This is a genomic window from Ferranicluibacter rubi, assembly GCF_011603255.1.
Taxonomy (GTDB): domain Bacteria; phylum Pseudomonadota; class Alphaproteobacteria; order Rhizobiales; family Rhizobiaceae; genus Ferranicluibacter; species Ferranicluibacter rubi.
Genome location: NZ_JAANCM010000003.1, coordinates 383,078 through 404,314 on the forward strand (window position 1 = coordinate 383,078; position 21,237 = coordinate 404,314).

Sequence of the window (21,237 nt, forward strand, 5' to 3'; positions counted from 1 at the left end):
TCGTCAACGCGGGCGGATATGGATCGAAACCGCGGGAAGACAAGGACGCCGGCTCATGCCGACACCGTCAGATGCGCGATCAATGGCCCGAGTGTGAAGGAAAGCCCGGAGGCTGGTGCGTAAGCCGGATTCTCGATCGCGTAGAGACCGAGGTGTTGTTCTCGCGTCACGGAGACGACCAAACCATCCGCATCACGGTCCGCACGGTCATCGGTGAGGACAACCCGATGCTTCTGCAGGACGACCACCAAAAATTCCCGGTCTTTGGGGTTTCCCACGTCGTGGAGAGGCGGCGTGAACGGGTTGGCATAAGTGGTGCCCTTCACCCAGACGTTGGAGACGAGCGGAACGAGTTCGCCATCGATGCGGGCATACCGACCGTCCACCTCGCCGCTGATCTCTTTTACGATCACGTGTCTCTCCTCATGCTCGCGAACAAGCATCGACTTTCCCGATCCTGCGATGCCCATCATACCGGAACGAATCGACAGGCCGTCTGTTATCACCACAGCCACGTCCGTTAACGGCTTCTTTCGCAGTGTTCCATTGGTCGTTTGCGCGAGAGACCGGCACAAGGGGCTCGACAGGCGCCAAACGTCAAGAGGATCGCATCATGGAAGACAAGACCACGACACCATCCAAGAAGATTGCCGAGGAATATCTGGCGCTCGGCGGCCGCCGCAAGGCGAAGGTGGACGACAACATCGTCAGCACGCGAGCTTGGGAACACGATGCGCCAGAGGCGGATGCCTTCTGGAAGGAAAAGGTCGAGCCCATGAGCGACAAGGAGCGCCGCGAGGTGGAACTCCATCTTCCCTCCATGTCGGATACCTGAGGCACAGTCCTTCGATAGCGTCTCCCTGCCGAGATCAGGGTGACGCCGATTCATGGAACAGAGAACGTCGCCGAGCATTCTCTTTTCAGACCATAAGCGCGGCGCTGACATGGACTTCACCGGCGAATGACCGGCTAGCAATTGTTTCAGCGCCGCGCATGGTTTTTCCATCACGACCTCCACGCAGCATGTCGCCATACGTCGGATGCAGAGACGTCACAGAGTATCGCCGCTCAGAATCGCTTCCGCCTCGTCGCGCGTCATGTCGTAGACCCTGCGGCCGATCTCGAAACCGAAGCCGCCGCGGGCGAAAGCGGAAAGCTCCTTCATCTTGCGCTTATCGTCCAGTGCCTCCTTGCGGAATGGACCGAAGGCTCGCTTGCGGGCAAGGATGATCGCAGCCTTGAGGTCGTCCACGTCGGCAACAGCCGCCGTTGCCGTCTCGCGATCGATGCCCTTGACGACGAGCCGCTGCGAGATCGCCCGTCGGGAGCGTCCACTCTGCTGGCCGGAGCGCGTCGCAACATCCGCATAGGCAACGTCGTCGAGCGCCTTGTTGTCATAACCGAAGGCGACCGCGAAGGCTGAGAGGGCCGCCACCTGCTCGTCGCTGATCCCCTCGAATTTCTCGCGCGCCTTGCGGGCGATGGCGTCGGCCAATTGCTTCTCGGTATGCATCCGCTTGCCCAGCCGATAGGCCGCCGAGTTGCGGGCCCAGGACAGCATGCGAGGCGTGGGAACAGGAGAGGGCACGGCCTCCTCGTTTTCATCACGTCCGTCCTTGTCGGAATCCAGCACCTGATGTCTTCCTCGATTTAAAAGCGGACGTGAACGGCACGTTCCACCAATCTATTCCTTGCAAGCCGGCCTGCAAAATTCCCTGTTGCGATCCTTTCCATAAACCGCAGAGGGCTCACTTATGTCAAAGACCGTCGATGACATCGTGGTCCGGAATACGCCCATCTTTGCTTGAAACTACCTATGATACGGCCATACCGGCCTAACAAGCGGACTGTTAAGAACGCGTTTTCCCACGGGCTTCCCTGTGCTATGGACCGGCGAGATGCCTTCGATGAGGCCCCCGGATGTCCGGGGCGATCGCCGAACGTATGTTTCGAAACGTGACAGGAGACCGGCCTCCGTGCCGGAAGAGATGGACGCATGGCAAAAGTTCCGGAAATGACCAAACACCGCGGCTTTCCGGCCGGATTGTCGGGAACGCAGTGGCAGTTCACGCTTCGCAGAGCGAATTCGAAAGTGACCGTTCTCGGGCAATGGCGCCGGCATCCGACACTCGACAAGTCGGTCGGACTTGCCGATACCGCTTTCGTGCATTCGCTCTGGCACTATTTCGGCACCGAGCCTTTCGAGCGCGGAAATCTGGATGGCGAACGCCTGTCCCGCCTGTTCGGACGCGAGCTCCTGCCGGCCGAACGCGATTTCGATCCGGCATCCTATCAGGCGCTACTGAAGCTCAACGAGCCCCTCGCACGGAAGAACTTTCCCGACGCTTTCGTCGATGTTCTCGACGTGTAAGCCCTTTCGGGTATCCTAGACATCCAAAAGCCCGGCACGGGGGCCGGGCTTTCAAAATCGAAATTCAGACGTGATCAATCGCGGTGCTCAGGCATGTCCTTGAGCTGATCCTTAGTCCAGGTCGTCACGGCGTGTACGTCACCGTCTTCGTCGCGCATGAACTGGAGATCGCTCAAGGAAACGGCAACCGGTTTCGCTCCAATTCCGAGGAAACCACCGACGTCGATGATCGCTTTGCCGCTGGCGCCCGTGCCATGAATATGGTCGAGCTTGCCGACCTTGTGGTCATCCGCGCCGTAAATCGTCGCGCCTTCCAAGACAGCCGGGGTCAGCTCGGTGGGCGAAAGGCGAACGTGGTTGGTATGATCCATTGAATGGTCCTCCTTGATTGTTGTCCAACCGTAACCCCTTGCTTGCAATGTTTGTTCCCGGGCGGAAGCTCATTCGGCAGCGGGTTTGAAACCGATGACAAAGGCTGTGACCTTGTCCGATGACATTTCACAAGGCTTCAGAACGGGGCTGCCGGACGTGGTTCGGTAGAGGTTGAAGCTGACGATGTCATTGCCCCTGAGGTCCCGTGCAAACAGCCAGACGCGGCGATGATCGATGGATCGGCGAATGGTCGCGCCCCACGGCCGGCCTTCGAACACACCTTCGATGTAGCCGCTCGGCAGCCGCGCGAGAGCCTGTTCGAACGCCACCTTTGCTTCGTCCGCATTCATCGCCTGCGCACCGTGTCGCTACCCTCGCGAACCCGGGCGGCGCGTCGCGCCGGCCTCAGTTCCTCGATCGTCGGCATCCACCAGTCGCCCGGCGGGTCCGGGATCGCTTTTGCCGGCCATGTCGAAAGCAGCTCATCGAGGGACGGCGCCCGCCAGAGGCCCCAGACATGGTTTTCCGTCGCACCCGGGTAAAAATCCGAGACGGCAGCAGGATCGACCAGTTCGCCGGTGATCTCGGTGAAGACCACGATGCCGTAGGAGATCGCCACGGGCACGTCGGGCGGCGGTAGATCGTCAGGCAGCAAGGGATAACGATGCTTCCGGCGCTCGGTGGAGCGGGCCTTGGATTTCACGTCGTCTTCGGTGCCCTTTCGCTCTTCCGCGCGCCGCGCCCGCTCGGCCGGCTCGTTGCGGCGCGCTGCCGCCTCGATGGCGGGCCAGTGGCTGCGCAGATCTTCGAACGAGCGAAAGGGGACATGCCAGAGGCGCAAATCCCCATCCCAACGTGCGAACCGGATCTCCCGCAGCTCCTCGACCACCGTTTTCGAGTAGGGCGTGCGGATCTGGAAGCCGGCCCGCCCGATCTCGAGATAGGGGCTGACGATCGGATCGAAGGCGAAGGCGTCGCGTCCGCGGGCATCGGCATGCGCATCCGCTTCGGCCTCCTGTTCCGCCAGCCACCGCCCGATCCGGCGAGATGCCGTCTTTCCCGGCACCCACCACGCCTTGATGTCGTCGCGCCAGCGGGCACGGGGAAAGCGATGCCGGAACTGGTCGACCGTCATCCGGTCATAGGGAAACGAGACCACGCCGCCGAGCGCGGCCTCATCGTCCGGTTCAGGACGAGAATCCGGCTCGCTCTCCAGCGGCTTGACGGCCATCGGCTCCATCCCCGCTCCTATCGCCTCAGCTCGGCATACGCACGTCGTAACGGACGTGGATGGCGCCGTGTGCGAGGACGTCGCAGGATTTCAGAGACAGCTCGACCTTGCCCGCGAGACCCTCTTCTCCGAATGCAATGACCCGGTCGCTGTCGGCGCGGCCTTCCAGCGCCGGTGCGATGACGAGGCTGATCTCATCGACGAGCCCCGCCGCCAGCATCGACCCGTTCACGCTCGCCCCACCTTCCAGCAGGATGCGGGTGATGCCGAGTTCCTGCCCGAGCAGTGTCAGCATGGCGTGAAGGTCGAGCGCCTTCTTGTCCGAAACGACATAGGAAACGCCGTCGCCGGCCAGTTCCGCCAGATGGCTGTCGGGCACATCGGGACCGAGCAGCACGACGATATGATCGCCGAAAAGCTCGTCGCCTGAGAAATGCAGCTTGCCACTGGGGTCGAGTGCGATGGCGAAGGTTGAAGCGCCCGGCCGGGCGAAGTGGTGTGGGCGCGCGACGTCCACGGGTTCCGTCGGCGGGTGGGCCTTTGCCTTCGACATCTCCGCCATCGTCACCCGCCCGACCATCCAGGCATTGCCGGCATGTTCCGTGTGAATCTTTTCGTAAAGCGCCGTCCAGTCGGACCGCTCACCATCTGGGCTCTTCGTCCAGCGGCTTGGGTGCAGGCTGCCGTCCGGCGAGGTGATCATCAAGCAAATGACGTGGGGTTTCATGGCGCGATGGTCCTTTCGATGAGGTCTCCTCACCTTAGATAGGGCTGGAGCTGCCGCGCACCATGGTCTCTCCCTTTGCCAAATCACGCTTCAGCCAGTATGCCGGGAGGGAAACGGCAGACGGATACCGGACGTGAAGACGATCGCCATCGATTTCGAAACAGCCAACGAGCAACGCGGCAGCGCCTGCTCGGTCGGGCTTGCGTGGATCGAGGATGGGCGGGTCGTGCGGGTCGAGGAACGTCTCATCCGCCCGCGGGACATGCGCTTCTCCTCCTTCAACGTCGCCATCCATGGCATCCAGCCGGAGCATGTGGAAGATGCCGGGGAATTTCCCGAGGTCATGGACGAGTTTGCCGACGACTTTAGGGGCGCGACGATGATCGCGCACAACGCATCCTTCGACTTCAGCGTCTGGCGCGCCTGCCTCGATCTCTACCGGCAGAGCTATCCTGATCTCTCCTATCTTTGTTCGGTCAAGATGGCGCAGCGGGTGTGGCCGCATCTCGGCTCCCATCGCCTGAACATTCTGGCCGGCCACCTCGGCCTTACCTTCCGGCACCACAATGCTGGGGAAGACGCGGCGATCTGCGCAGAAGCGTCGATCGCCATGGCCATTGCACTGCAAGTTGCCCATGTCAGGGATGTGCCGCTGAGAATCGGCATGCAGGCCGGCCGGCTGTTTGCCGGAGGTTACGATGCCTGCCGGTGCCGAAAGGCCTGAGATTTCGGGCCTTCTGTGAACCGCGGGATGATCACATTTCAAGACTGCGAACGGGGTGTGCCCCGGAAAGGACGATGGGATGGAGACGGTGAACGAACTGATCGTCGAGTTGGTAACGGCGTCGAACGATGTGGAGACGTTGGAACACCGGGATGTCACGCGCTTGATCGACGCGGCCCTACGCCAGATCCGGGATCTTCGCGCGCAACAGAGCATCGTCGATGAAGGGGATGCGACCGGGCTGGAACGCGTGTCTTCCGGTGCGGAGCAGCTGACAGCGGACGACTGGCAGCGCGGGCTTCGCCACGCGGCAGAGATGCTGCGAAACCTTCAACCGACCGTCGATCCCGAGCCGGCCTTGCCGGCCCACCAGCCGGATGGCGGCGATGGGGGCAACTACTGACGCGTCCGTGTCTATCGACGATGCATCTCACCCGCGCCAGGGATCGATCACGACGACGCCGGTGCCTTCGAAGTCGCGGATGTTGCGTGTGACGACGGAGAGGCCATGGACGAGACCCGTGGCAGCGATCAGGGCGTCCGCCTCGTTGCGCCGATCGGGAATGTGGAGATGCGCGCAGCGGGTCGCGATCGCATCGTCGATGGCGAGGATTCTTCCAGAGAACCCCGTCCGCACGTGATGATCGAGCCATGTGCGCAACCGCGCGCCTTGCGCCGGATCGCGGCGCTGGACGCCGAGCACGCCGCGTTCCAGCTCCAGAATGGTGATGGCGGACAGGCAGAGATCGTCGGGGTCCTGCCCCCGAACCCAGTCCGCCACGTTTTCATCCGCCTTGCCGTCACCGAGCTTCCGCAGTTCCGAAATGACGTTGGTATCGAGGAGATATTTCAAGACAGATCCACGTCGCGACCCGCGATGTTTGCGCGTGGCGTGTCGAAATCGATATCCGACAGGCCCGGCATGGAGAGAGCATCGACGAGGCTGCGGCGCTTGCCGGTCAGGCGTTCATAGGATTCGTAAGTCATCAGCACATGCGACGGGCGCCCCCGGTCGGTGATAACGACCGGCCCCTTCAGCGCCGCCTTTTTGGCGCTGCTCACATCGTGATTGAGTTCGCGGCTCGAAAGTCGGGTGTGCTTCATGGGGACCTCGATGTAGAAACGTACCTACATATAAGACAGATCCGCGAGAATCGCAACGCTCGACCTCTCCGCTTCAATGCTTTAGCGGTGTCACCGCTCGGGCCATCCGCAAGGCTGGCCTGACGAGCATGAGCTGCCGGAGGATGTCGAATGTCGACAAGGATCGAGGATTATGCGCTCATCGGCGATTGCGAGACCGCAGCGATGGTGGGGAGAAACGGCTCGATCGACTGGCTCTGCCTGCCCCGCTTCGATTCGCCAGCCTGCCTCGCGGCCCTTCTCGGCGACGAGACGAACGGCCGGTGGAAGATCGCACCGGCAGACGGCGCTTTCCGGACGCGGCGCGCCTACCGCGAGGATACGCTGATCCTCGAGACGACGTTCGAGACGGCAACGGGCAAGGCCGTCATCCACGATTTCATGCCGCTCCGGGACGGGTCGAGCAACATCATCCGCATCGTTGAGGGCATAGAGGGCACCATTGCCTTCGATTTCGAGTTCATGGCGCGTTTCGATTACGGGCAGACCGTGCCCTGGATGTCGTTCGAGGAGGAGGACGTCATCACGGCGGTTGCGGGACCGGATATGCTGATCCTGCATTCGGCCGTTCCGCTCACCGGCGATGACAGCCGCGTGACAGGCGCGTTTACCGTTCAAAAGGGCGATCGGCTGACCTTCGCGCTGACCTTCTGCTCTTCCTATCTGCCACGGCCGAAGCCGGTGGATGCGGAAGCCGCGTTGGAAGCAACGGAGAGCTTCTGGCGCGAGTTCACCGGGCGTTGCCCCGATGTCGACGGGTGGACGGGGCCGGTCAAGCGATCGCTGATCACGCTGAAGGCCCTGACCTACATGCCGACCGGCGGCATCGTGGCCGCCGTTACCACGTCGCTGCCGGAGAAACTGGGTGGCACGCGCAACTGGGACTACCGCTATTGCTGGCTTCGCGATGCGACGCTGACGCTTCTGGCCCTGATGAAGCTCGGCTACTACGAAGAAGCGAGCGCCTGGCGGAACTGGCTGCTGCGCGCGGTGGCGGGCGCTCCCGAGCAGATGCAGATCATGTATGGCGTGGCGGGCGAGCGCAATCTCCGGGAATGGGAAGCCCCATGGCTTGCGGGTTACGAGGGCTCGCAGCCGGTGCGCATCGGCAATGCCGCCTCCGAACAGTTCCAGCTCGACGTCTATGGCGAGGTCGCCGACGCGCTGATGCAGGCCTCCAAGGGTGGCCTTGCGCGTCACCCCCGCGGGGCTGAGATCGGCGATGTCCTCATGCCGTTTCTGGAGCGCGTCTGGCGCGATCCGGACGAGGGCATCTGGGAAGTTCGCGGCGAGCGACAGCACTTCACCTATTCCAAGGTCATGGCCTGGGTCGCCTTCGACCGAGTGGCGCTGATGGCAGAAGAGGCGGGAGAGCACGACGCTTCCCGCCGCTGGCGCAAGGTCGCCGACGAGATCCATGCAGAGGTCTGCGCCAAGGCCTTCGATCCCGCGCTCAACAGCTTCGTTCAGGCCTATGGCTCGAAAGCGCTGGATGCGAGCGTGTTGCAGATCGGCATGGTCGGCTTCCTGCCGCCCGACGATCCGCGCTATGTCGGCACGGTGGAGGCCATCGAACGTCATCTGACCAGCGACGGCTTCGTCCTTCGCTACCGCACCGGCGAGACCGATGACGGGCTGCCGTCGGACGAAGGCGTGTTCCTTGCCTGCTCCTTCTGGCTCGCCGATGCGCTCGACCTTATCGGCCGTCGGGCGGATGCAGAGGCGCTGTTCAAACGCCTGCTGGCGCTTTCCAACGATGTCGGGCTTCTCTCCGAGGAGTACGACCCGAAGGACAAGCGCCTGCTCGGAAACTTCCCGCAGGCCTTCAGCCATATCGGCGTCATCAACACGGCGCTCAATCTATCGCGGCGCAAGGGCCCGGCCGACGACCGGTCGGATGGCACGCCTGACGTCACGGTCGGGTTGGGCGCCTGACCTTGAAGGACGAACGAACCTTGCGACGGATGAAAGGACCATCATGGAAGGCGTGACGATCTCCCTGTTCCTGTTGCTGGCCGTGGTGATCAGCGGCATGCTGGCGCGGATGTCGCCGATCGCCGTGCCGGTACCGCTCGTGCAGATCGGGCTCGGTGCGTTGCTGGCCACGGTTACGGGTTCCGCGATCACGCTGGAGCCGACGCTGTTCTTCCTGCTTTTCCTGCCGCCACTGCTGTTTCTCGACGGCTGGCGCATTCCCAAGCAAGGGCTCTTGCACGACAAAGCCACAATTCTGGAGCTTGCACTCGGGCTCGTCATCTTCACGGTTCTCGGCATCGGCTTCTTCATCAACTGGATGGTGCCGGCGATCCCACTTCCCGTCGCCTTCGCCCTCGCCGCCATCCTCTCGCCGACCGACCCGATCGCCGTCTCCGCGATCACGGCCCGGGTACCAATTCCCAAGCGGGTGATGCATATCCTCGAAGGGGAATCGCTCCTCAACGATGCCTCCGGCCTCGTCTGCATGCGCTTTGCGGTGGCCGCCACGCTCACCGGCACGTTTTCGGCCGGCGAGGCGGTGCTGACGTTCCTGTGGCTTGCGATCGGCGGCGTTGCCATCGGTCTCGGAGTGACATGGCTGGTGACGCGCGCCAAGGACATCGTCTCGCGCAAGCTTGGCGAGGAGACCGGCTCGCAGATCCTCATCAGCATCCTCATTCCCTTCGGTGCCTATCTGCTGGCGGAGCACCTGCATTGCTCCGGCATTCTCGCCGCCGTCGCTGCCGGCATCGCCATGAGCTACGAGGAGCAGCGCGGCAAGGTGCTCGCCGTCACCCGTGTACGCCGCGCCGCCGTGTGGGATACGGTCCAGTTCACGATGAACGGCATCATCTTCGTGCTGCTCGGCGAACAGCTTCCGGGCATCGCCTCGGGCGCGGCACGCATCGTCAGCGACACCGGTCACCTGCACCCGATCTGGCTCGGCTACTACGTCGTCGCCATCACGCTGGCACTCGCAGGCCTCAGACTGGCCTGGGTCTGGGTGTCGCTGCGCTTCACCCTGTTCAAGGCGGCCCGTCGTGGAGAGGTGATCCACAAGCCGAGCTGGCGTCTCGTCATCGCGATCTCGGTCGCGGGTGTGCGGGGCGCGATCACGCTCGCCGGTATTCTGACTCTGCCGCTGGTCATGAACGACGGTGCGCCCTTCCCCGCCCGTGATCTCGTGATCTTTCTGGCAGCCGGCGTGATCATCGTCTCGCTGGTGGCGGCGAGCATCGCGCTGCCGGCGCTGCTGCAGGATCTCGAACTGCCGCCCGAGCCCTCCCATCAGCGCGAGGAGGACGATGCCCGCATCGCCGCTGCGGAAGCCGCGATCAAGGCCATCGAAGCCACGCAACATCGTCTCGGCAACGGCCGGAACGATGCCGATCTCTATGCCGATGTCGGTACGCGCCTGATGGAGGTCTATCGCCAGCGCATCGACGGGCGCTCTCGCTCGGGCGACGAGAACGACCAGATCCGCAAGGTGGAGGAGATCGAGCGGATCCTGCGGCTTGCCGGCGCCCGCGCAGAGCGCGACCAGATTCTCAAAATGGCCCGCGCGCGCAAGCTACCGGACGAGATGGCGCGCCGGATCGTGCGCGAGATCGACCTGACGGAGGCGCGCCTGAGTTCCGCGACATGACGGAAGCACGCGAACCATCGCCGGCGGGAGGTTCCCTCGGACCCGAAACGGCCTACATTAAACCTGCCGCCAGCAACCGGCGACAGAAGCAGGAAGGTTTCAATCCAATGCAGATCGGAATGATGGGACTGGGCAGGATGGGCGCCAATATGGTGCGCCGCCTGCTGCGCGGGGGCCATGAATGCGTCGTCTACGACATCAACCCGGCGAGTGTCGCAGCACTTGTTGCGGAAGGCGCCGTGGGTGCCGCCTCTGTGGACGAGCTGGTGTCGAAGCTCGCAAAGCCGGCCGCAGTATGGCTGATGCTGCCGGCGGCGATCACCGATGAGAACCTCGAGCGCGTGGCAGCCCATATGGTGCCCGGTGACATCATCATCGACGGAGGCAACTCCTTCTACCACGACGATGTCGATCGCGCCGAGCGCCTCTCGGCCCGGTCGCTAAACTATGTGGACGTGGGAACGAGCGGCGGCGTCTGGGGTCTCGATCGCGGCTATTGCCTGATGATCGGCGGACCGGACGATGCCGTGCGCCACCTCGACCCCATCTTCGCGACGCTCGCGCCGGGCGGCGATATCGATCCCGCCGACGTCAGCGAAAACATGAAGACCGCGGATCGCGGCTATCTGCATTGCGGACCGAGCGGCTCCGGCCACTTCGTCAAGATGGTCCATAACGGCATCGAATACGGCATGATGGCAGCATATGCGGAGGGCATGAACCTTCTGAAAGCGGCGAATTCCGGCAAGGCCGATCGCGCTGCCGATGCGGAAACCAGCCCGCTGCAGCAGCCGAAATACTACCAGTTCGATCTCGATCTCGCCGCCATCGCCGAAGTGTGGCGCCATGGCAGCGTCGTCAGCTCCTGGCTGCTCGATCTCACGGCCGGCGCGCTGAAGACGGACCCGGAGCTTGCCGGTTTCAGCGGCCGGGTGTCGGACTCCGGCGAGGGCCGCTGGACGGTCAAGGCGGCGATCGACACCGGTGTGCCCGTGCCTGTTCTTTCGTCTGCGCTCTACCAGCGCTTCACCTCGCAGGGCGAAGCCGAGTTCGGCGACAAGCTGCTGTCCGCCATGCGCTTTGCCTTCGGCGGTCATCACGAGAAGCCGAAGAGCTGATCGTCGCTGGAATCGACCGTAGCGGGTAAGGCATCCCCAACCCGCTACGATCTTCTTGAGCGGATATCCGATCTTGATCACGACCTTGCCCTTGGCGCGTCCCGTTTCGACCAAGGCTTTGACGCGTTATCTCCGGTTTGCTGCGCCCTTCGATAGGGCTTTATGCGTATAAGAGGGCGATGCTTCGCACGGTTTTCGTGAGGAGCTCGAGGTTATTCCACTTCAGGGGCGGACGTGCGCGAACGGCCGACCAGAACGCCGATCGCGTCTTTCCCAGCCTGCAGGATGCGATCCGAGACCTTGGCATCGACGGCGCGTGAGAGCTGCAGCGTTCCGATCAGCAAAGCGAAGATCGCCGTCGCCACATCTTCCCTGTTCTCGACATCCGCCGGAAGTGCGTGCGCAAGCTGAAGCACGAGGACGTGGGATTGCTCGGCATACATACCGCGCGTTTCCTCCGGCTGCCGGGAAAGCTCCGGAAGGAGTGCTGCCGAGGCGCAACCCTTCCCCGGCTCGTCGCGGTGATCGGGCGAGAGATAGATATTAACGATCCGGTCGAGGCCGCCTTCGTCCAGCACACCGCGCAGCCACGTGGCCTGCTGGCTCAGGGCATCCGACACCGTTTCGCGAACCAGATCGGCCTTGGAAGGAAAGTGCGGATAGAAAGCCCCGTTCGTAAGCCCGGCATCCTTCATGATCGTCGCAAGGCCGGAGCCTGCGATGCCATCCGTGCGGAACCGCTCGACGGCAACATCCATGATCCGGCGGCGCGAGGCATCCTTCCGGCCTTTTTCATATCGCATGACGCGTCCCTCATATAGCTATAAAATTATGACCATAATAATATCAATAAAATCCGATAAGACAACAGCATCCGGCGCTGAAATCCGGGACGGTCATCGTGACGGGTGCATCCTGGGGGTTGGCGACGCCACCGCCGAAGGCCTTGCCTGTGCTGGCTTTGTCGTTTTCGGAACCAGCCGGACGATCAAGAGGCGTCGGCAGTTCCGCGGCGTAGAGGAACCCTCCATCGCCCAGTCCAAGGCGCTCTTCAACGTGAATGTCTTCGGCGTCATCCCCACCCCGGACTCCGCACATGACTCTGCCGCGAAACATGCGATCGAGGGGCGGTAGGTCGTCTGCGAGGCCATGAGATCATTCAACGATCCCAAACGAACAAAGGCCGCGCGTCGTCGTCGACACGCGGCCTTTGTCGTTTTTGAATGCCGGCCCCGAAAAGGCCGGCCGTCTGACTTACAGATTGACGTCCACGACCGTGCGGCCCTGAACATGCCCGCCCAGAATGCTCTCGGCGACAGCCGGCACCTGCTCCAATCCGATGACAGTCGTCGTCCGCGCAAGCTTCTTCAGATCCAGATCGCGCCCAAGGCGCTCCCAGGCTTGAAGTCGCACAGCCTGCGGAGCGTTGACCGAGTCGATACCGGCAAGCGTAATGTTCCGCAAGATGAACGGCAGAACCGTGGCCGGGAGGTCGCGGCCCTGAGCCAGGCCGCAGGCCGTGACGACGCCGCGGTACTTCGTCTGCGCCAGCACATTCACCAAAGTGTGGCTGCCGACACTGTCGATCGCCCCGGCCCAGCGCGGTGTCGCGACGGGCGCACCCGGCTCCGAAAGCGTCTTGCGGTCGATGACATCGGCTGCCCCGAGTTCCCGGAGATAGGCTTCTTCCTCAAGGCGTCCGGTGGACGCAACGACGCGATATCCGAGGCCGGACAGGAGGGTGATGGCGACCGATCCGACGCCGCCATTGGCGCCGGTCACGAGAACATCGCCCTTGTCGGGGGTGATGCCGCCGTGTTCGAGCGCCAGTACGGAGAGCATGGCGGTATAACCGGCCGTACCGATGGCCATGGCATCTTTGGTCGACAGCGTGTCGGGAAGCTTGACCAGCCAATCACCGTTCAGCCGGGCCTTCTGGGCGAAGCCGCCATGATGGCTCTGGCTTAGGCCCCAGCCATTGGCGACGACGCGGTCGCCAACCTTGAAATCGGGATGCGACGATGCCGATACCGTTCCGGCAAGATCGATGCCCGGCACGAGCGGGAAGCGCTCGATGACCGGAACGCGACCGGTGATCGCCATCCCGTCCTTGTAGTTCACGGTGGAATAATCCACATCCACCGTCACGTCGCCGTCCATCAGGTCGGCTTCGGTGAGGTCAACGACCCTCGTGGAAAACACGTCACCATCCTTTGTGGTGAGCAGAGCTTTGAATGTCATTTTGGTTTTCCTGTTGAAGACAATGTCAGCCTGCGCCTTAGCCGGCGGTGCGGTAGCGCTCGGCAGCATGCTCCTGCCGGGTGTTCGGAAGCATCGCCTGACGTGCCGTCTGATAGGTCTCCCACTGACCAGCATCGGGTAGCGGCGGGATGGTCACGGCTTCGCGGCGATCATAGCCGACGAGCGCGGCATCGACCAGTTCGGCGACTTCCATGACGCCGCTCATCGTGTTGACGTCGATGCCGGAATGCTCCCAGATCTCGGTGCGGGTGGCGGCGGGCAGTACGGCCTGGACATAGACGCCCTTCGGACCGAGCTCGACGCTGAGGCCCTGCGACAGGAAGGTGACGAAAGCCTTGGTGGCGCCATAGACCGACATGGCGAATTCGGGTGCAAGACCCACGACCGACGAAATATTGACGATGGCGCCCGTACCGGCTTCGGCAAAACGCGGTGCGACGGCGCTGGCCAGACGAACGACGGCGGTCGTGTTCAAAGTCACCAGCCGGGCCACGTCGTCCGGGCTCTGGGTGAGGAAGCCGCCACGCAGATTGCCGCCGGCATTGTTGATCAGCACGCCGATCGTCGTGTCGTCGCGGAGACGCGCCTCGACGATTTCGAGGTCGGACACGAGGGTAAGGTCGGCCTGAAGGATATCGATGGCGACGCCGGTTTCCTGGATCAGCCGCGCCGCGACGGCATCGAGCCGGGTCTTGTTGCGAGCGACAAGAACGAGGTCATGGCCGCGTCGGGCAAAACGCTCGGCATAGACTTCGCCGATACCGGTGGATGCGCCGGTGATGAGAACTGCTGGGAGTTTGGACAAGATGCACTCTCGCTTTGCGAATAGGTTCTAATGATGACGGTGGTCATCTGCGGATTATTTATGATGATCATCATGAAACTGTCAACGGCTTTATTCGGAAGAATGCCGGTTTGGTGTCCGTGCCGACCAGGTGCTTGGCGGGACATGCGGTTGGAAGCACCGCAGGCCGGCCATTGCCTTCGCAGGTTGCAAGCTTTACAATGATGACAACAATCATGATTGCTGCCGGCACGGCGATGTGCGGCAAGGGCTTGGGAGACGATCGACATGAAGGTCAGTCGGGAACAGATGGCGGAAAACCGCCTGCGGATTCTGGATGCGGCCAGCAGGCTGTTCCGGGAAAAGGGTTTCGAAGCGGTCACCGTCTCCGAGGTGATGAAGGCCGCCGGCCTCACCCATGGCGGGTTCTACGGCCATTTCACGTCGAAAGACGATCTGGTGGCCCAGGCCTTGGCCAGCACCTTCCGCGCGCAGGCGGATGATACGCAGGATATCTCGACCTATCTCGATCAGTATCTCACCCCGCGTCATCGCGACAATCCGGGCGCCGGCTGCCCGATCGCCGGCTTGAGCGCCGAAAGCCGTCATCAGGGCACCGCGGCGCGAGCCGCGATCACGGAGGGCCTGCAGACGCAGATCGCGCGCATGAGCCGGGCGGAGGATGGCGACACGAGTCCTGAAATGCGACGAGCCGTCATCGGCAGCTGGGCCGCGATGGTCGGCGCGATCATCCTCTCTCGCGCCATCGTCGACCCTGAGCTTTCCGACGAGGTGCTGCGGGAAACGCGTGCCTGGATCAAGGCAGAGGGCGGGGTTGCCGAGGCCGAGGCGTCCTGACGGGACTGCTTTGCCGATAACGCTTCAGGCGAGCGACGCCTGCCGCGTCTCCGCATCGATCAGACGGGCTGCGAAAGCCGCGCAGACCAGGAGGGCTGCAAAGAGCCCGACCGCCACACCGACCCCGAAGGTCACGACGAAGGTCATCAGCGTCGGAGCGATGAGACCACCGAGCCGCGCGACCGCGCCTGCGGCACCCATGCCGGTCGCACGAGAGGCCGTGGGGTAGAGTTCCGGGGTGAAGGCATAGAGCGCACCCCATGTTCCAAGCAGCGCGAAGCTCATCACGAGCAGCGACGCCCCGATCAGGAGATTGTCCGGGGACAGGACGAAGAGCAGGCAGCCGAGTGCGGAGAGAAGGCAGAAGCCGATGAGCGTCGGCCGCCGTCCCCACCGCTCCACGCCGAAGGCGGCGAGCGCATAGCCGGGGATCTGCGCCAGCGCTACGAACACCAGGAAGCCATAGCCGCGCACGAAGCCGAAGCCCTCGCTCGCAAGGCGCGCCGGCATCCAGGTAAAGATGCCGTAATAGGAAACGGAGACCAGAAACCAGACGGCGAGGATCAGCAGGCTGCGGCGGCGCAGGGGTGGCGAGAAGACGCCTTCGGACGCCGTTTTCGGTGCCGCGACCAGCTGTTCGCCGGCCGTGAGAGCAGGCTTGCCATGCATCACCAGCATGCGGTTGACGATGGCTTTCGCTTCTTCGGTCCGGCCTGCACGCAGAAGATAGTAGGGCGATTCCGGCACGAAGATGCGCAGGCCGACGCCGATGATGGCGGGCAGCGCCGTGACTGCAAAGATGTAGCGCCAGGCATCCGCCACGCCGGCGACGCTTGCCGCCCAAGCGGCGAGCGCGATCGCCAGCGTGCCCACGGCCCAGAACCCTTCCAGCATGACGAGCCAGCGACCGCGGTTTCGCGCCGGCAGGAACTCCGCCATCATGGCGTAATCGACCGGCAGCGTGCCCCCGACGGCGATGCCGGTGAGGAACCGCAAGGCGAGCAGGCTCGTGAAGTCCGGCGCGAAAATCGAGAGCGTCCCGAAGACGGCGTCACAGGCGACGGTGAGCAGAAGCACGCGCCGACGCCCCCAACGATCCGCGAGCCGCCCGAAGACGACGGCGCCGATGAGCATTCCGAGGAAGAACAAGGTGCCGGTCTGCAGCGCCTGCGGCACGGTCAGTTCGAAGGTTGCCGCGATGGATGCGGCGGTGAAGCCCACGGCCAGCACCTGCATGGCGTCGGCCGTCCACACGAGACCGAACACGCCGAGCAGCCTGCGCTGGAACCGACCCGTGCCGGCACGATCCAGCGCTTCGTCCATCGTCATCGACGCCATCTCGCCATCCCCATCCTCGTCGCGCACATCACCGTCCCGGCCTCAATCCGACAGACCTGCGCCTTCATGCGGGAATCTATAGACGAGCCTGCCGGGGAGTATAGTGCGGCTGCGGTGGCACGACCGTCCGCGCGCGCATTTTCCACCGCCGTTCTGCCATCAGCGCTCGGGAACGGGCGAGGCGTCACCGGATGCGACGACCTTGTTCCGGCCGGCCTGCTTGGCGCGATAGAGATTGCGATCGGCGATCTGCAGGATCTCCGGTGCGTCGTCGCCTTCGCCAGACACGGCGATGCCGATGCTGATCGTCACCGCGAGCCCGGCCGCGACCGCAGACCAGTCGTGGCGAGCGACCTTCAGGCGGATGCGTTCGCCCGCTCTCTTCGCCTGCGCGGACGTCACGCCGACCATCAGCACGACGAACTCCTCGCCGCCGAAGCGGACGGCAAGGTCCGATCCGCGCGCCGAGGCCTTGATCAATGCGCCGAGCGCGATCAGCACGCGATCGCCGATGATGTGCGAGTGGGTATCGTTGATCGTCTTGAAGTGATCGACGTCGAGGATGGCCAATGCGTAGACGTCGCACGACGCATCGACCGTATCCAGCATGGCCTCCAGGCGGCGACGGTTGCCGAGGCCCGTCAGGGGATCGGTGTTCGCCGCCGCCGTCAGAATGGTCGTCTGTTGCTGCAGCGCCTCGAATGACCGGGCGATCTCGGCCGTGCGTCCTGCCTCCGTGTCGAGCAACATCCTCAGCTTCTTGGTCTCGTAGCGGATATCGGCGAGGCGCGCATTGCGCTGCGTCCGCTCGGCCGTGAACTGCTGGTGGAGGCTGTGATAGCGCTTGTGGAAGTCGAGCGCCTGCTCGAAAGCGCCGAGATGTTCATGCGCCTTGGAAAGGTAGAGGCAGGCAAACATCAAGGTTTCGACATTGCCGTTCACGGTTGCGAGCGCATATGCATGCTGCAGGGGCACCAGCGCCTCCTCGTAGCGCTTCAGCGAAACGAGCGTCCGCCCGAGAATATCGAGATAGTGCCCCTCGCCTCGCGCGTCGTCCTCGCTCGTGATAGCGCGAAAATGCGCCAGGAACTGTTCCGCGCCGATGAAGTCTTCGGCCGCATTGAAGTATTCTGCAAGGTTGCCGAGACAAAGACGCTCCGCCCAGCCGTCACCGAGGGACTGGGCAAGGCTGTAAGCGCTTCGGGTCGCGTCGATCGCCGGGCCGATGGCGGCATCGAAAGACGCCCGGTCTCCCATTTCCAAAGCGAGATAGGCGGCCTCCGCATGAGAGCCGCCGAGATTGATCAGCCACCAGCACTCAAAACTCGCGTCGCCGGCCTCCCGCGCCAGTGCGACCGCCCGGCCGCAATAGTCGATGGCCAGGGGCGGTTGCCGGGACATCCAGAAGATGACGCCGGTGACATTGATGGCGAGTGAGCGCGACCGCAGGTCGCCGCTGTGGTCGGCAATATCGAGGGCCTCCGCCGCCAGTGTGACCGCTTCCTCCATCTGTCCGAGTTCAAGGTGAAGCCAAGCGTGAATACTCAGGGCCTGGGCCTCAAGCGCGGGCTGCTCCAGGTCTCGCCAACCAGCCGCCGCCTGGGAGGCGTAGTGAAGGCCCATCTCGGGCTTGCCGATCTGGAAGCAGTACCATGCGATGTCCTGCGCGCTGCGCGCCGTCAACGGCAGATCGTTACGGAGCAAAGATGCCTCATGAACGGACAGCGAAATCTCAAGGGCAAGGCTCGACCGGCCCGAGCATCCAAGCCGCCACGCATCGTCCAATGCCTGGAGATCGGCATTGGCGTCCAGACTTTTACTTTGGGAAGGAATCACATGCGCGATCCAGATTTCAGCTTTAAGAGCTCTGCAGAGGATGCGTAAATCCTGTTACACAATTATAAAATTATCAATAATGAAAAAGTATAAAGTGAGCGCCATCGATAGCATAGTAAACTATAATATAATTCGTGCAGCGCAGCAAAACGCCCGAACATTCGATAGTTCGACCTCATTCAATGGATTTCTTCGTGACGTAGCGCTTGATTATGCTTTCGTGATGGCGCCGATATCACGCAGTATAGCCGCCTGTCGAATTCTTCCGCCGCAGCGCACCCTTGCAACGCTCGGAGCACGTCTTGACGTTCTCCCAATCGCGCGCCCACTTCTTTCGCCAAGCGAACGGCCTGCCGCAAGCGGCACAGGTCTTTTGCGGAAGGTCGGATTTTGTATAGCGCGGTTCCTTCATGGGCTGGAACCTGTGGCACGAACGCGCGCCGTCAAGCGGCATGTCGAGCGCCCCCACACCGTCCCGACGACGGCGGGACTTGCCAACATGCGATGACATCTCGATAAATGCGAGATGGCCTTCACGCTCCGTCAGCTTCAGTTCTTCGTTGCCGTTGCCGAACAGGGGTCCGTCACCCGGGCGGCACAGAACCTGTCGATCTCGCAATCCTCGATCACCGAGGCGATCAAGGAGCTCGAAAGCGATCTCGGCGTCGCGCTCTTCGACCGGCATCCGCGCGGCCTGCATATCACCCATAACGGCCATCAGTTCCTGCGCCATGCGACAAAGATCCTAGCAGGCGTTCAGGATGCCCGCCGCTCGTTCGCCCATGCTCCGGAAACCGGAACCGGCAAGCTCAATCTCGGCGTGACGTCGCTGGTGGCGGGCTATGTCCTGTCGGACCTTCTGGCGCGCTATCGACGCGCCTTCCCTTCCGTCGATGTCAGCGCCATCGAGGACAATGGCTCCTATCTCGAACACCTTCTCGTCGGCGGAGAACTCGATGTCGCCGTCATGGTCATCTCCAACCTGCGCGATCGCATGGCGCTGCAGGCGGAGATCATCGAGACGTCGCCCTACAGGCTCTGGCTGCCCCTCGGCCACCGGCTCGTCTCGGCCGATATCATCTCCATCTCGGACGTCGCACAGGAACCTCTGATCATGCTGACCGTGGACGAGATCGAGGAAAATACCGGCAAGCTGCTCACAGCCCTCGGCGCCCGTCCGCATGTAGCCTTCCGGACCCGCTCGGTGGAAGCCGTGCGCAGCCTCGTTGCGACCGGGGCCGGCATCGCCCTTCTCCCCGATCTCGTCTACCGGCCCTGGTCGCTGGAAGGCGACCGGATCGAGAGCCGCGACGTCTCCGGCGCCCTGCCCGTGGTGCAGGTCGGCATGGTGTGGCGAAAGGGATCGAGCCTGCCCCAGTCCGCGCGCGATTTCATCGGCGTGGTGGAAACCCTGCGCAGCAGCCGCGGACGCAGCTAGATATCGGTAAAACCGATACCGGCTATCTGTTTAATGAATTTGCGAATGCGGCGGAAGCGCGGCACCTTTCGTTTCGGGAACAGACGAGCCGAACAACGGCCGAACCGGGAGACCACAGATGATCAAGATTCTGAAGTCCTGCACCACCCTTGCCCTCTCGCTTGCGTTCGCCACGTCCGCCATTGCGCAGGAGCCTTTGAAGGCGCTCGGCACGGGTGAAGGCGAGCTGTCGATCGTAGCCTGGGCCGGCTATATCGAGCGGGGCGAGACCGACAAGGCCTATGACTGGGTCACCGACTTCGAGAAATCGAGCGGCTGCAAGGTCTCCGTAAAGACCGCCGCGACATCCGACGAGATGGTCGCGCTGATGAACGAAGGCGGCTTCGACCTCGTCACCGCATCGGGCGATGCCTCGCTCCGGCTCGTGGCCGGCAAGCGCGTGCAGCCGATCAACACCGACCTCATTCCCAGCTGGAAGACGCTGGACACGCGCATGCAGGATGCCCCCTGGCACACGGTCAAGGGCACCCATTACGGCACGCCCTATGTCTGGGGTCCTAACGTGCTGATGTACAACACCGAAGCCTTCAAGGGCGAGGCGCCGAAGAGCTGGAAGGTCGTCTTCGAGGAGATGACCCTGCCGGACGGCAAGTCCAACAAGGGCCGCGTCCAGGCCTATGACGGTCCGATCCATGTGGCGGATGCCGCCAACTACCTGATGGCGCACAAGCCGGAACTCGGCATCAAGGACCCCTACGAGCTCAACGAGGAACAGTACAAGGCGGCTCTCGACATCCTGCGCGTCCAGCGCACGCTCGTCGGCCGCTACTGGCACGATGCCATGATCCAGATCGACGACTTCAAGAACGAAGGCGTCGTGGCTTCGGGCTCCTGGCCGTTTCAGGTCAACCTGCTGACGGCAGAGAAGCAGCCGATCGCCGCCGTGTTCCCGGAGGAAGGCACGACCGGCTGGGCCGACACGACGATGCTCTCGTCCGAGAGCGCTCACCCGAACTGCGCCTATATGTGGATGGAGCATTCGCTCTCGCCCAAGGTGCAGGGCGACGTGTCCGCCTGGTTCGGCGCCAACCCCTCCGTCGGTGCGGCCTGCAAGGGCAATGCGCTGCTGACCGACGAAGGCTGCAAGACCAATGGATACGAGAACTTCGAGAAGGTGAAGTTCTGGAAGACGCCGGTCGCCAAATGCGCCAGCCAGAGCGAGTGCGTGCCCTATCACCGCTGGGTGTCGGACTATATCGGCGTCATCGGCGGGCGGTAGGTCGCGGCGTTTTCAAACGCTGCTTCTATAAGCGCGAGCGGGTTCCTCTGCCCCTCACCCTAGCCCTCTCCTGCCAATCGGGGAGAGGGGATGTGGCCTGCCCGGTGCTTTGATGTGTGGCGAATGCCATGCCA

At 63.0% G+C, this 21,237-nt stretch carries 24 protein-coding genes; 10 read left to right on the forward strand and 14 right to left on the reverse strand.

Annotation, left to right across the window (positions count from 1 at the left end):
• Positions 1 to 53: 53 nt before the first annotated feature.
• Entirely contained in the window at positions 54 to 413 is a 360-nt protein-coding gene (locus G8E10_RS08450) for a hypothetical protein (RefSeq protein WP_132665011.1), read from the reverse strand.
• A 200-nt stretch (positions 414 to 613) separates the two neighbouring features.
• Here G8E10_RS08450 and G8E10_RS08455 point away from each other — a divergent pair, with 200 nt between their 5' ends.
• Positions 614 to 835, forward strand: coding sequence for a hypothetical protein (locus G8E10_RS08455; protein ID WP_110801584.1), 222 nt, complete (start codon positions 614 to 616; stop codon positions 833 to 835).
• Between the two features lie 216 nt (positions 836 to 1,051).
• On the opposite strand, the gene recX is transcribed toward G8E10_RS08455, so the two are convergent.
• Positions 1,052 to 1,633: a recombination regulator RecX gene (recX, locus tag G8E10_RS08460; RefSeq protein WP_280953139.1), complete on the reverse strand. Its 582-nt coding sequence runs from the start codon at positions 1,631 to 1,633 to the stop codon at positions 1,052 to 1,054.
• A gap of 363 nt (positions 1,634 to 1,996) precedes the next feature.
• Between recX and G8E10_RS08465 the strand changes: the two genes are divergently transcribed.
• A complete protein-coding gene (locus tag G8E10_RS08465) occupies positions 1,997 to 2,371 on the forward strand; it encodes a hypothetical protein (protein ID WP_092936553.1) in 375 nt (124 codons plus the stop codon).
• A gap of 74 nt (positions 2,372 to 2,445) precedes the next feature.
• Here G8E10_RS08465 and G8E10_RS08470 read toward each other — a convergent pair whose 3' ends face one another.
• From G8E10_RS08470 to G8E10_RS08485, 4 genes are all read right to left on the reverse strand, one after another.
• A complete protein-coding gene (locus tag G8E10_RS08470) occupies positions 2,446 to 2,742 on the reverse strand; it encodes a PRC-barrel domain-containing protein (RefSeq protein ID WP_110801583.1) in 297 nt (98 codons plus the stop codon).
• 69 nt (positions 2,743 to 2,811) lie between these two features.
• Positions 2,812 to 3,072 (reverse strand): hypothetical protein, encoded by a 261-nt coding sequence (locus G8E10_RS08475; protein WP_245507211.1) that lies wholly within the window; start codon positions 3,070 to 3,072, stop codon positions 2,812 to 2,814.
• Between the two features lie 17 nt (positions 3,073 to 3,089).
• The gene (locus tag G8E10_RS08480; RefSeq protein ID WP_422038588.1) at positions 3,090 to 3,983 is read right to left on the reverse strand and encodes a hypothetical protein; all 894 of its coding nucleotides are present in this window, start codon (positions 3,981 to 3,983) and stop codon (positions 3,090 to 3,092) included.
• Between the two features lie 16 nt (positions 3,984 to 3,999).
• A complete protein-coding gene (locus G8E10_RS08485; protein ID WP_110801581.1) occupies positions 4,000 to 4,701 on the reverse strand; it encodes a RibD family protein in 702 nt (233 codons plus the stop codon).
• A gap of 133 nt (positions 4,702 to 4,834) precedes the next feature.
• On the opposite strand from G8E10_RS08485, the gene G8E10_RS08490 reads away from it, so the two are divergent.
• On the forward strand, positions 4,835 to 5,425 hold the full coding sequence (locus G8E10_RS08490; protein ID WP_110801580.1) for a 3'-5' exonuclease: 591 nt from the start codon (positions 4,835 to 4,837) through the stop codon (positions 5,423 to 5,425).
• A 79-nt stretch (positions 5,426 to 5,504) separates the two neighbouring features.
• Positions 5,505 to 5,828 carry a hypothetical protein gene (locus G8E10_RS08495; protein ID WP_110801579.1) on the forward strand — a complete coding sequence of 108 codons (324 nt, stop codon included), beginning with the start codon at positions 5,505 to 5,507 and terminating at the stop codon, positions 5,826 to 5,828.
• A gap of 27 nt (positions 5,829 to 5,855) precedes the next feature.
• On the opposite strand, the gene G8E10_RS08500 is transcribed toward G8E10_RS08495, so the two are convergent.
• Together G8E10_RS08500 and G8E10_RS08505 are read right to left on the reverse strand one after the other, a co-directional pair.
• A complete protein-coding gene (locus G8E10_RS08500; protein WP_110801578.1) occupies positions 5,856 to 6,278 on the reverse strand; it encodes a type II toxin-antitoxin system VapC family toxin in 423 nt (140 codons plus the stop codon).
• Positions 6,275 to 6,529, reverse strand: a complete 255-nt coding sequence (locus G8E10_RS08505) for a type II toxin-antitoxin system Phd/YefM family antitoxin (protein ID WP_110801577.1) — start codon at positions 6,527 to 6,529, stop codon at positions 6,275 to 6,277. Before G8E10_RS08505 ends, G8E10_RS08500 begins: the two co-directional genes overlap by 4 nt.
• A gap of 150 nt (positions 6,530 to 6,679) precedes the next feature.
• On the opposite strand from G8E10_RS08505, the gene G8E10_RS08510 reads away from it, so the two are divergent.
• From G8E10_RS08510 to gnd, 3 genes are all read left to right on the forward strand, one after another.
• A complete protein-coding gene (locus tag G8E10_RS08510; protein WP_110801576.1) occupies positions 6,680 to 8,503 on the forward strand; it encodes a glycoside hydrolase family 15 protein in 1,824 nt (607 codons plus the stop codon).
• A gap of 43 nt (positions 8,504 to 8,546) precedes the next feature.
• Entirely contained in the window at positions 8,547 to 10,190 is a 1,644-nt protein-coding gene (locus tag G8E10_RS08515; protein WP_110801575.1) for a Na+/H+ antiporter, read from the forward strand.
• Positions 10,191 to 10,297: 107 nt separating this feature from the next.
• A complete protein-coding gene (gene gnd, locus G8E10_RS08520) occupies positions 10,298 to 11,308 on the forward strand; it encodes a phosphogluconate dehydrogenase (NAD(+)-dependent, decarboxylating) (RefSeq protein ID WP_110801729.1) in 1,011 nt (336 codons plus the stop codon).
• A gap of 212 nt (positions 11,309 to 11,520) precedes the next feature.
• Here the strand turns inward: gnd and G8E10_RS08525 are convergent, their stop codons facing one another.
• The 3 genes from G8E10_RS08525 to G8E10_RS08535 all read right to left on the reverse strand — a co-directional run bounded on the left by G8E10_RS08525 (position 11,521) and on the right by G8E10_RS08535 (position 14,375).
• Positions 11,521 to 12,111 carry a TetR/AcrR family transcriptional regulator gene (locus tag G8E10_RS08525; protein WP_110801574.1) on the reverse strand — a complete coding sequence of 197 codons (591 nt, stop codon included), beginning with the start codon at positions 12,109 to 12,111 and terminating at the stop codon, positions 11,521 to 11,523.
• 451 nt (positions 12,112 to 12,562) lie between these two features.
• Complete coding sequence (acuI, locus tag G8E10_RS08530; RefSeq protein WP_110801573.1) at positions 12,563 to 13,549, reverse strand: acrylyl-CoA reductase (NADPH); 987 nt, start codon at positions 13,547 to 13,549, stop codon at positions 12,563 to 12,565.
• A gap of 37 nt (positions 13,550 to 13,586) precedes the next feature.
• Entirely contained in the window at positions 13,587 to 14,375 is a 789-nt protein-coding gene (locus G8E10_RS08535; RefSeq protein WP_110801572.1) for an SDR family NAD(P)-dependent oxidoreductase, read from the reverse strand.
• A 267-nt stretch (positions 14,376 to 14,642) separates the two neighbouring features.
• On the opposite strand from G8E10_RS08535, the gene G8E10_RS08540 reads away from it, so the two are divergent.
• On the forward strand, positions 14,643 to 15,212 hold the full coding sequence (locus G8E10_RS08540; RefSeq protein ID WP_110801571.1) for a TetR/AcrR family transcriptional regulator: 570 nt from the start codon (positions 14,643 to 14,645) through the stop codon (positions 15,210 to 15,212).
• Between the two features lie 24 nt (positions 15,213 to 15,236).
• Here the strand turns inward: G8E10_RS08540 and G8E10_RS08545 are convergent, their stop codons facing one another.
• The 3 genes from G8E10_RS08545 to G8E10_RS08555 all read right to left on the reverse strand — a co-directional run bounded on the left by G8E10_RS08545 (position 15,237) and on the right by G8E10_RS08555 (position 18,798).
• Complete coding sequence (locus G8E10_RS08545) at positions 15,237 to 16,550, reverse strand: MFS transporter (RefSeq protein WP_110801728.1); 1,314 nt, start codon at positions 16,548 to 16,550, stop codon at positions 15,237 to 15,239.
• A 159-nt stretch (positions 16,551 to 16,709) separates the two neighbouring features.
• Positions 16,710 to 18,254, reverse strand: a complete 1,545-nt coding sequence (locus G8E10_RS08550) for a tetratricopeptide repeat-containing diguanylate cyclase (RefSeq protein ID WP_245420138.1) — start codon at positions 18,252 to 18,254, stop codon at positions 16,710 to 16,712.
• 367 nt (positions 18,255 to 18,621) lie between these two features.
• A complete protein-coding gene (locus G8E10_RS08555; RefSeq protein ID WP_110801569.1) occupies positions 18,622 to 18,798 on the reverse strand; it encodes a DUF2256 domain-containing protein in 177 nt (58 codons plus the stop codon).
• A gap of 114 nt (positions 18,799 to 18,912) precedes the next feature.
• Here G8E10_RS08555 and G8E10_RS08560 point away from each other — a divergent pair, with 114 nt between their 5' ends.
• On the forward strand, positions 18,913 to 19,824 hold the full coding sequence (locus G8E10_RS08560) for a LysR family transcriptional regulator (protein WP_110801568.1): 912 nt from the start codon (positions 18,913 to 18,915) through the stop codon (positions 19,822 to 19,824).
• A gap of 118 nt (positions 19,825 to 19,942) precedes the next feature.
• Positions 19,943 to 21,103: an ABC transporter substrate-binding protein gene (locus tag G8E10_RS08565; protein WP_110801567.1), complete on the forward strand. Its 1,161-nt coding sequence runs from the start codon at positions 19,943 to 19,945 to the stop codon at positions 21,101 to 21,103.
• Positions 21,104 to 21,237: the final 134 nt, after the last annotated feature.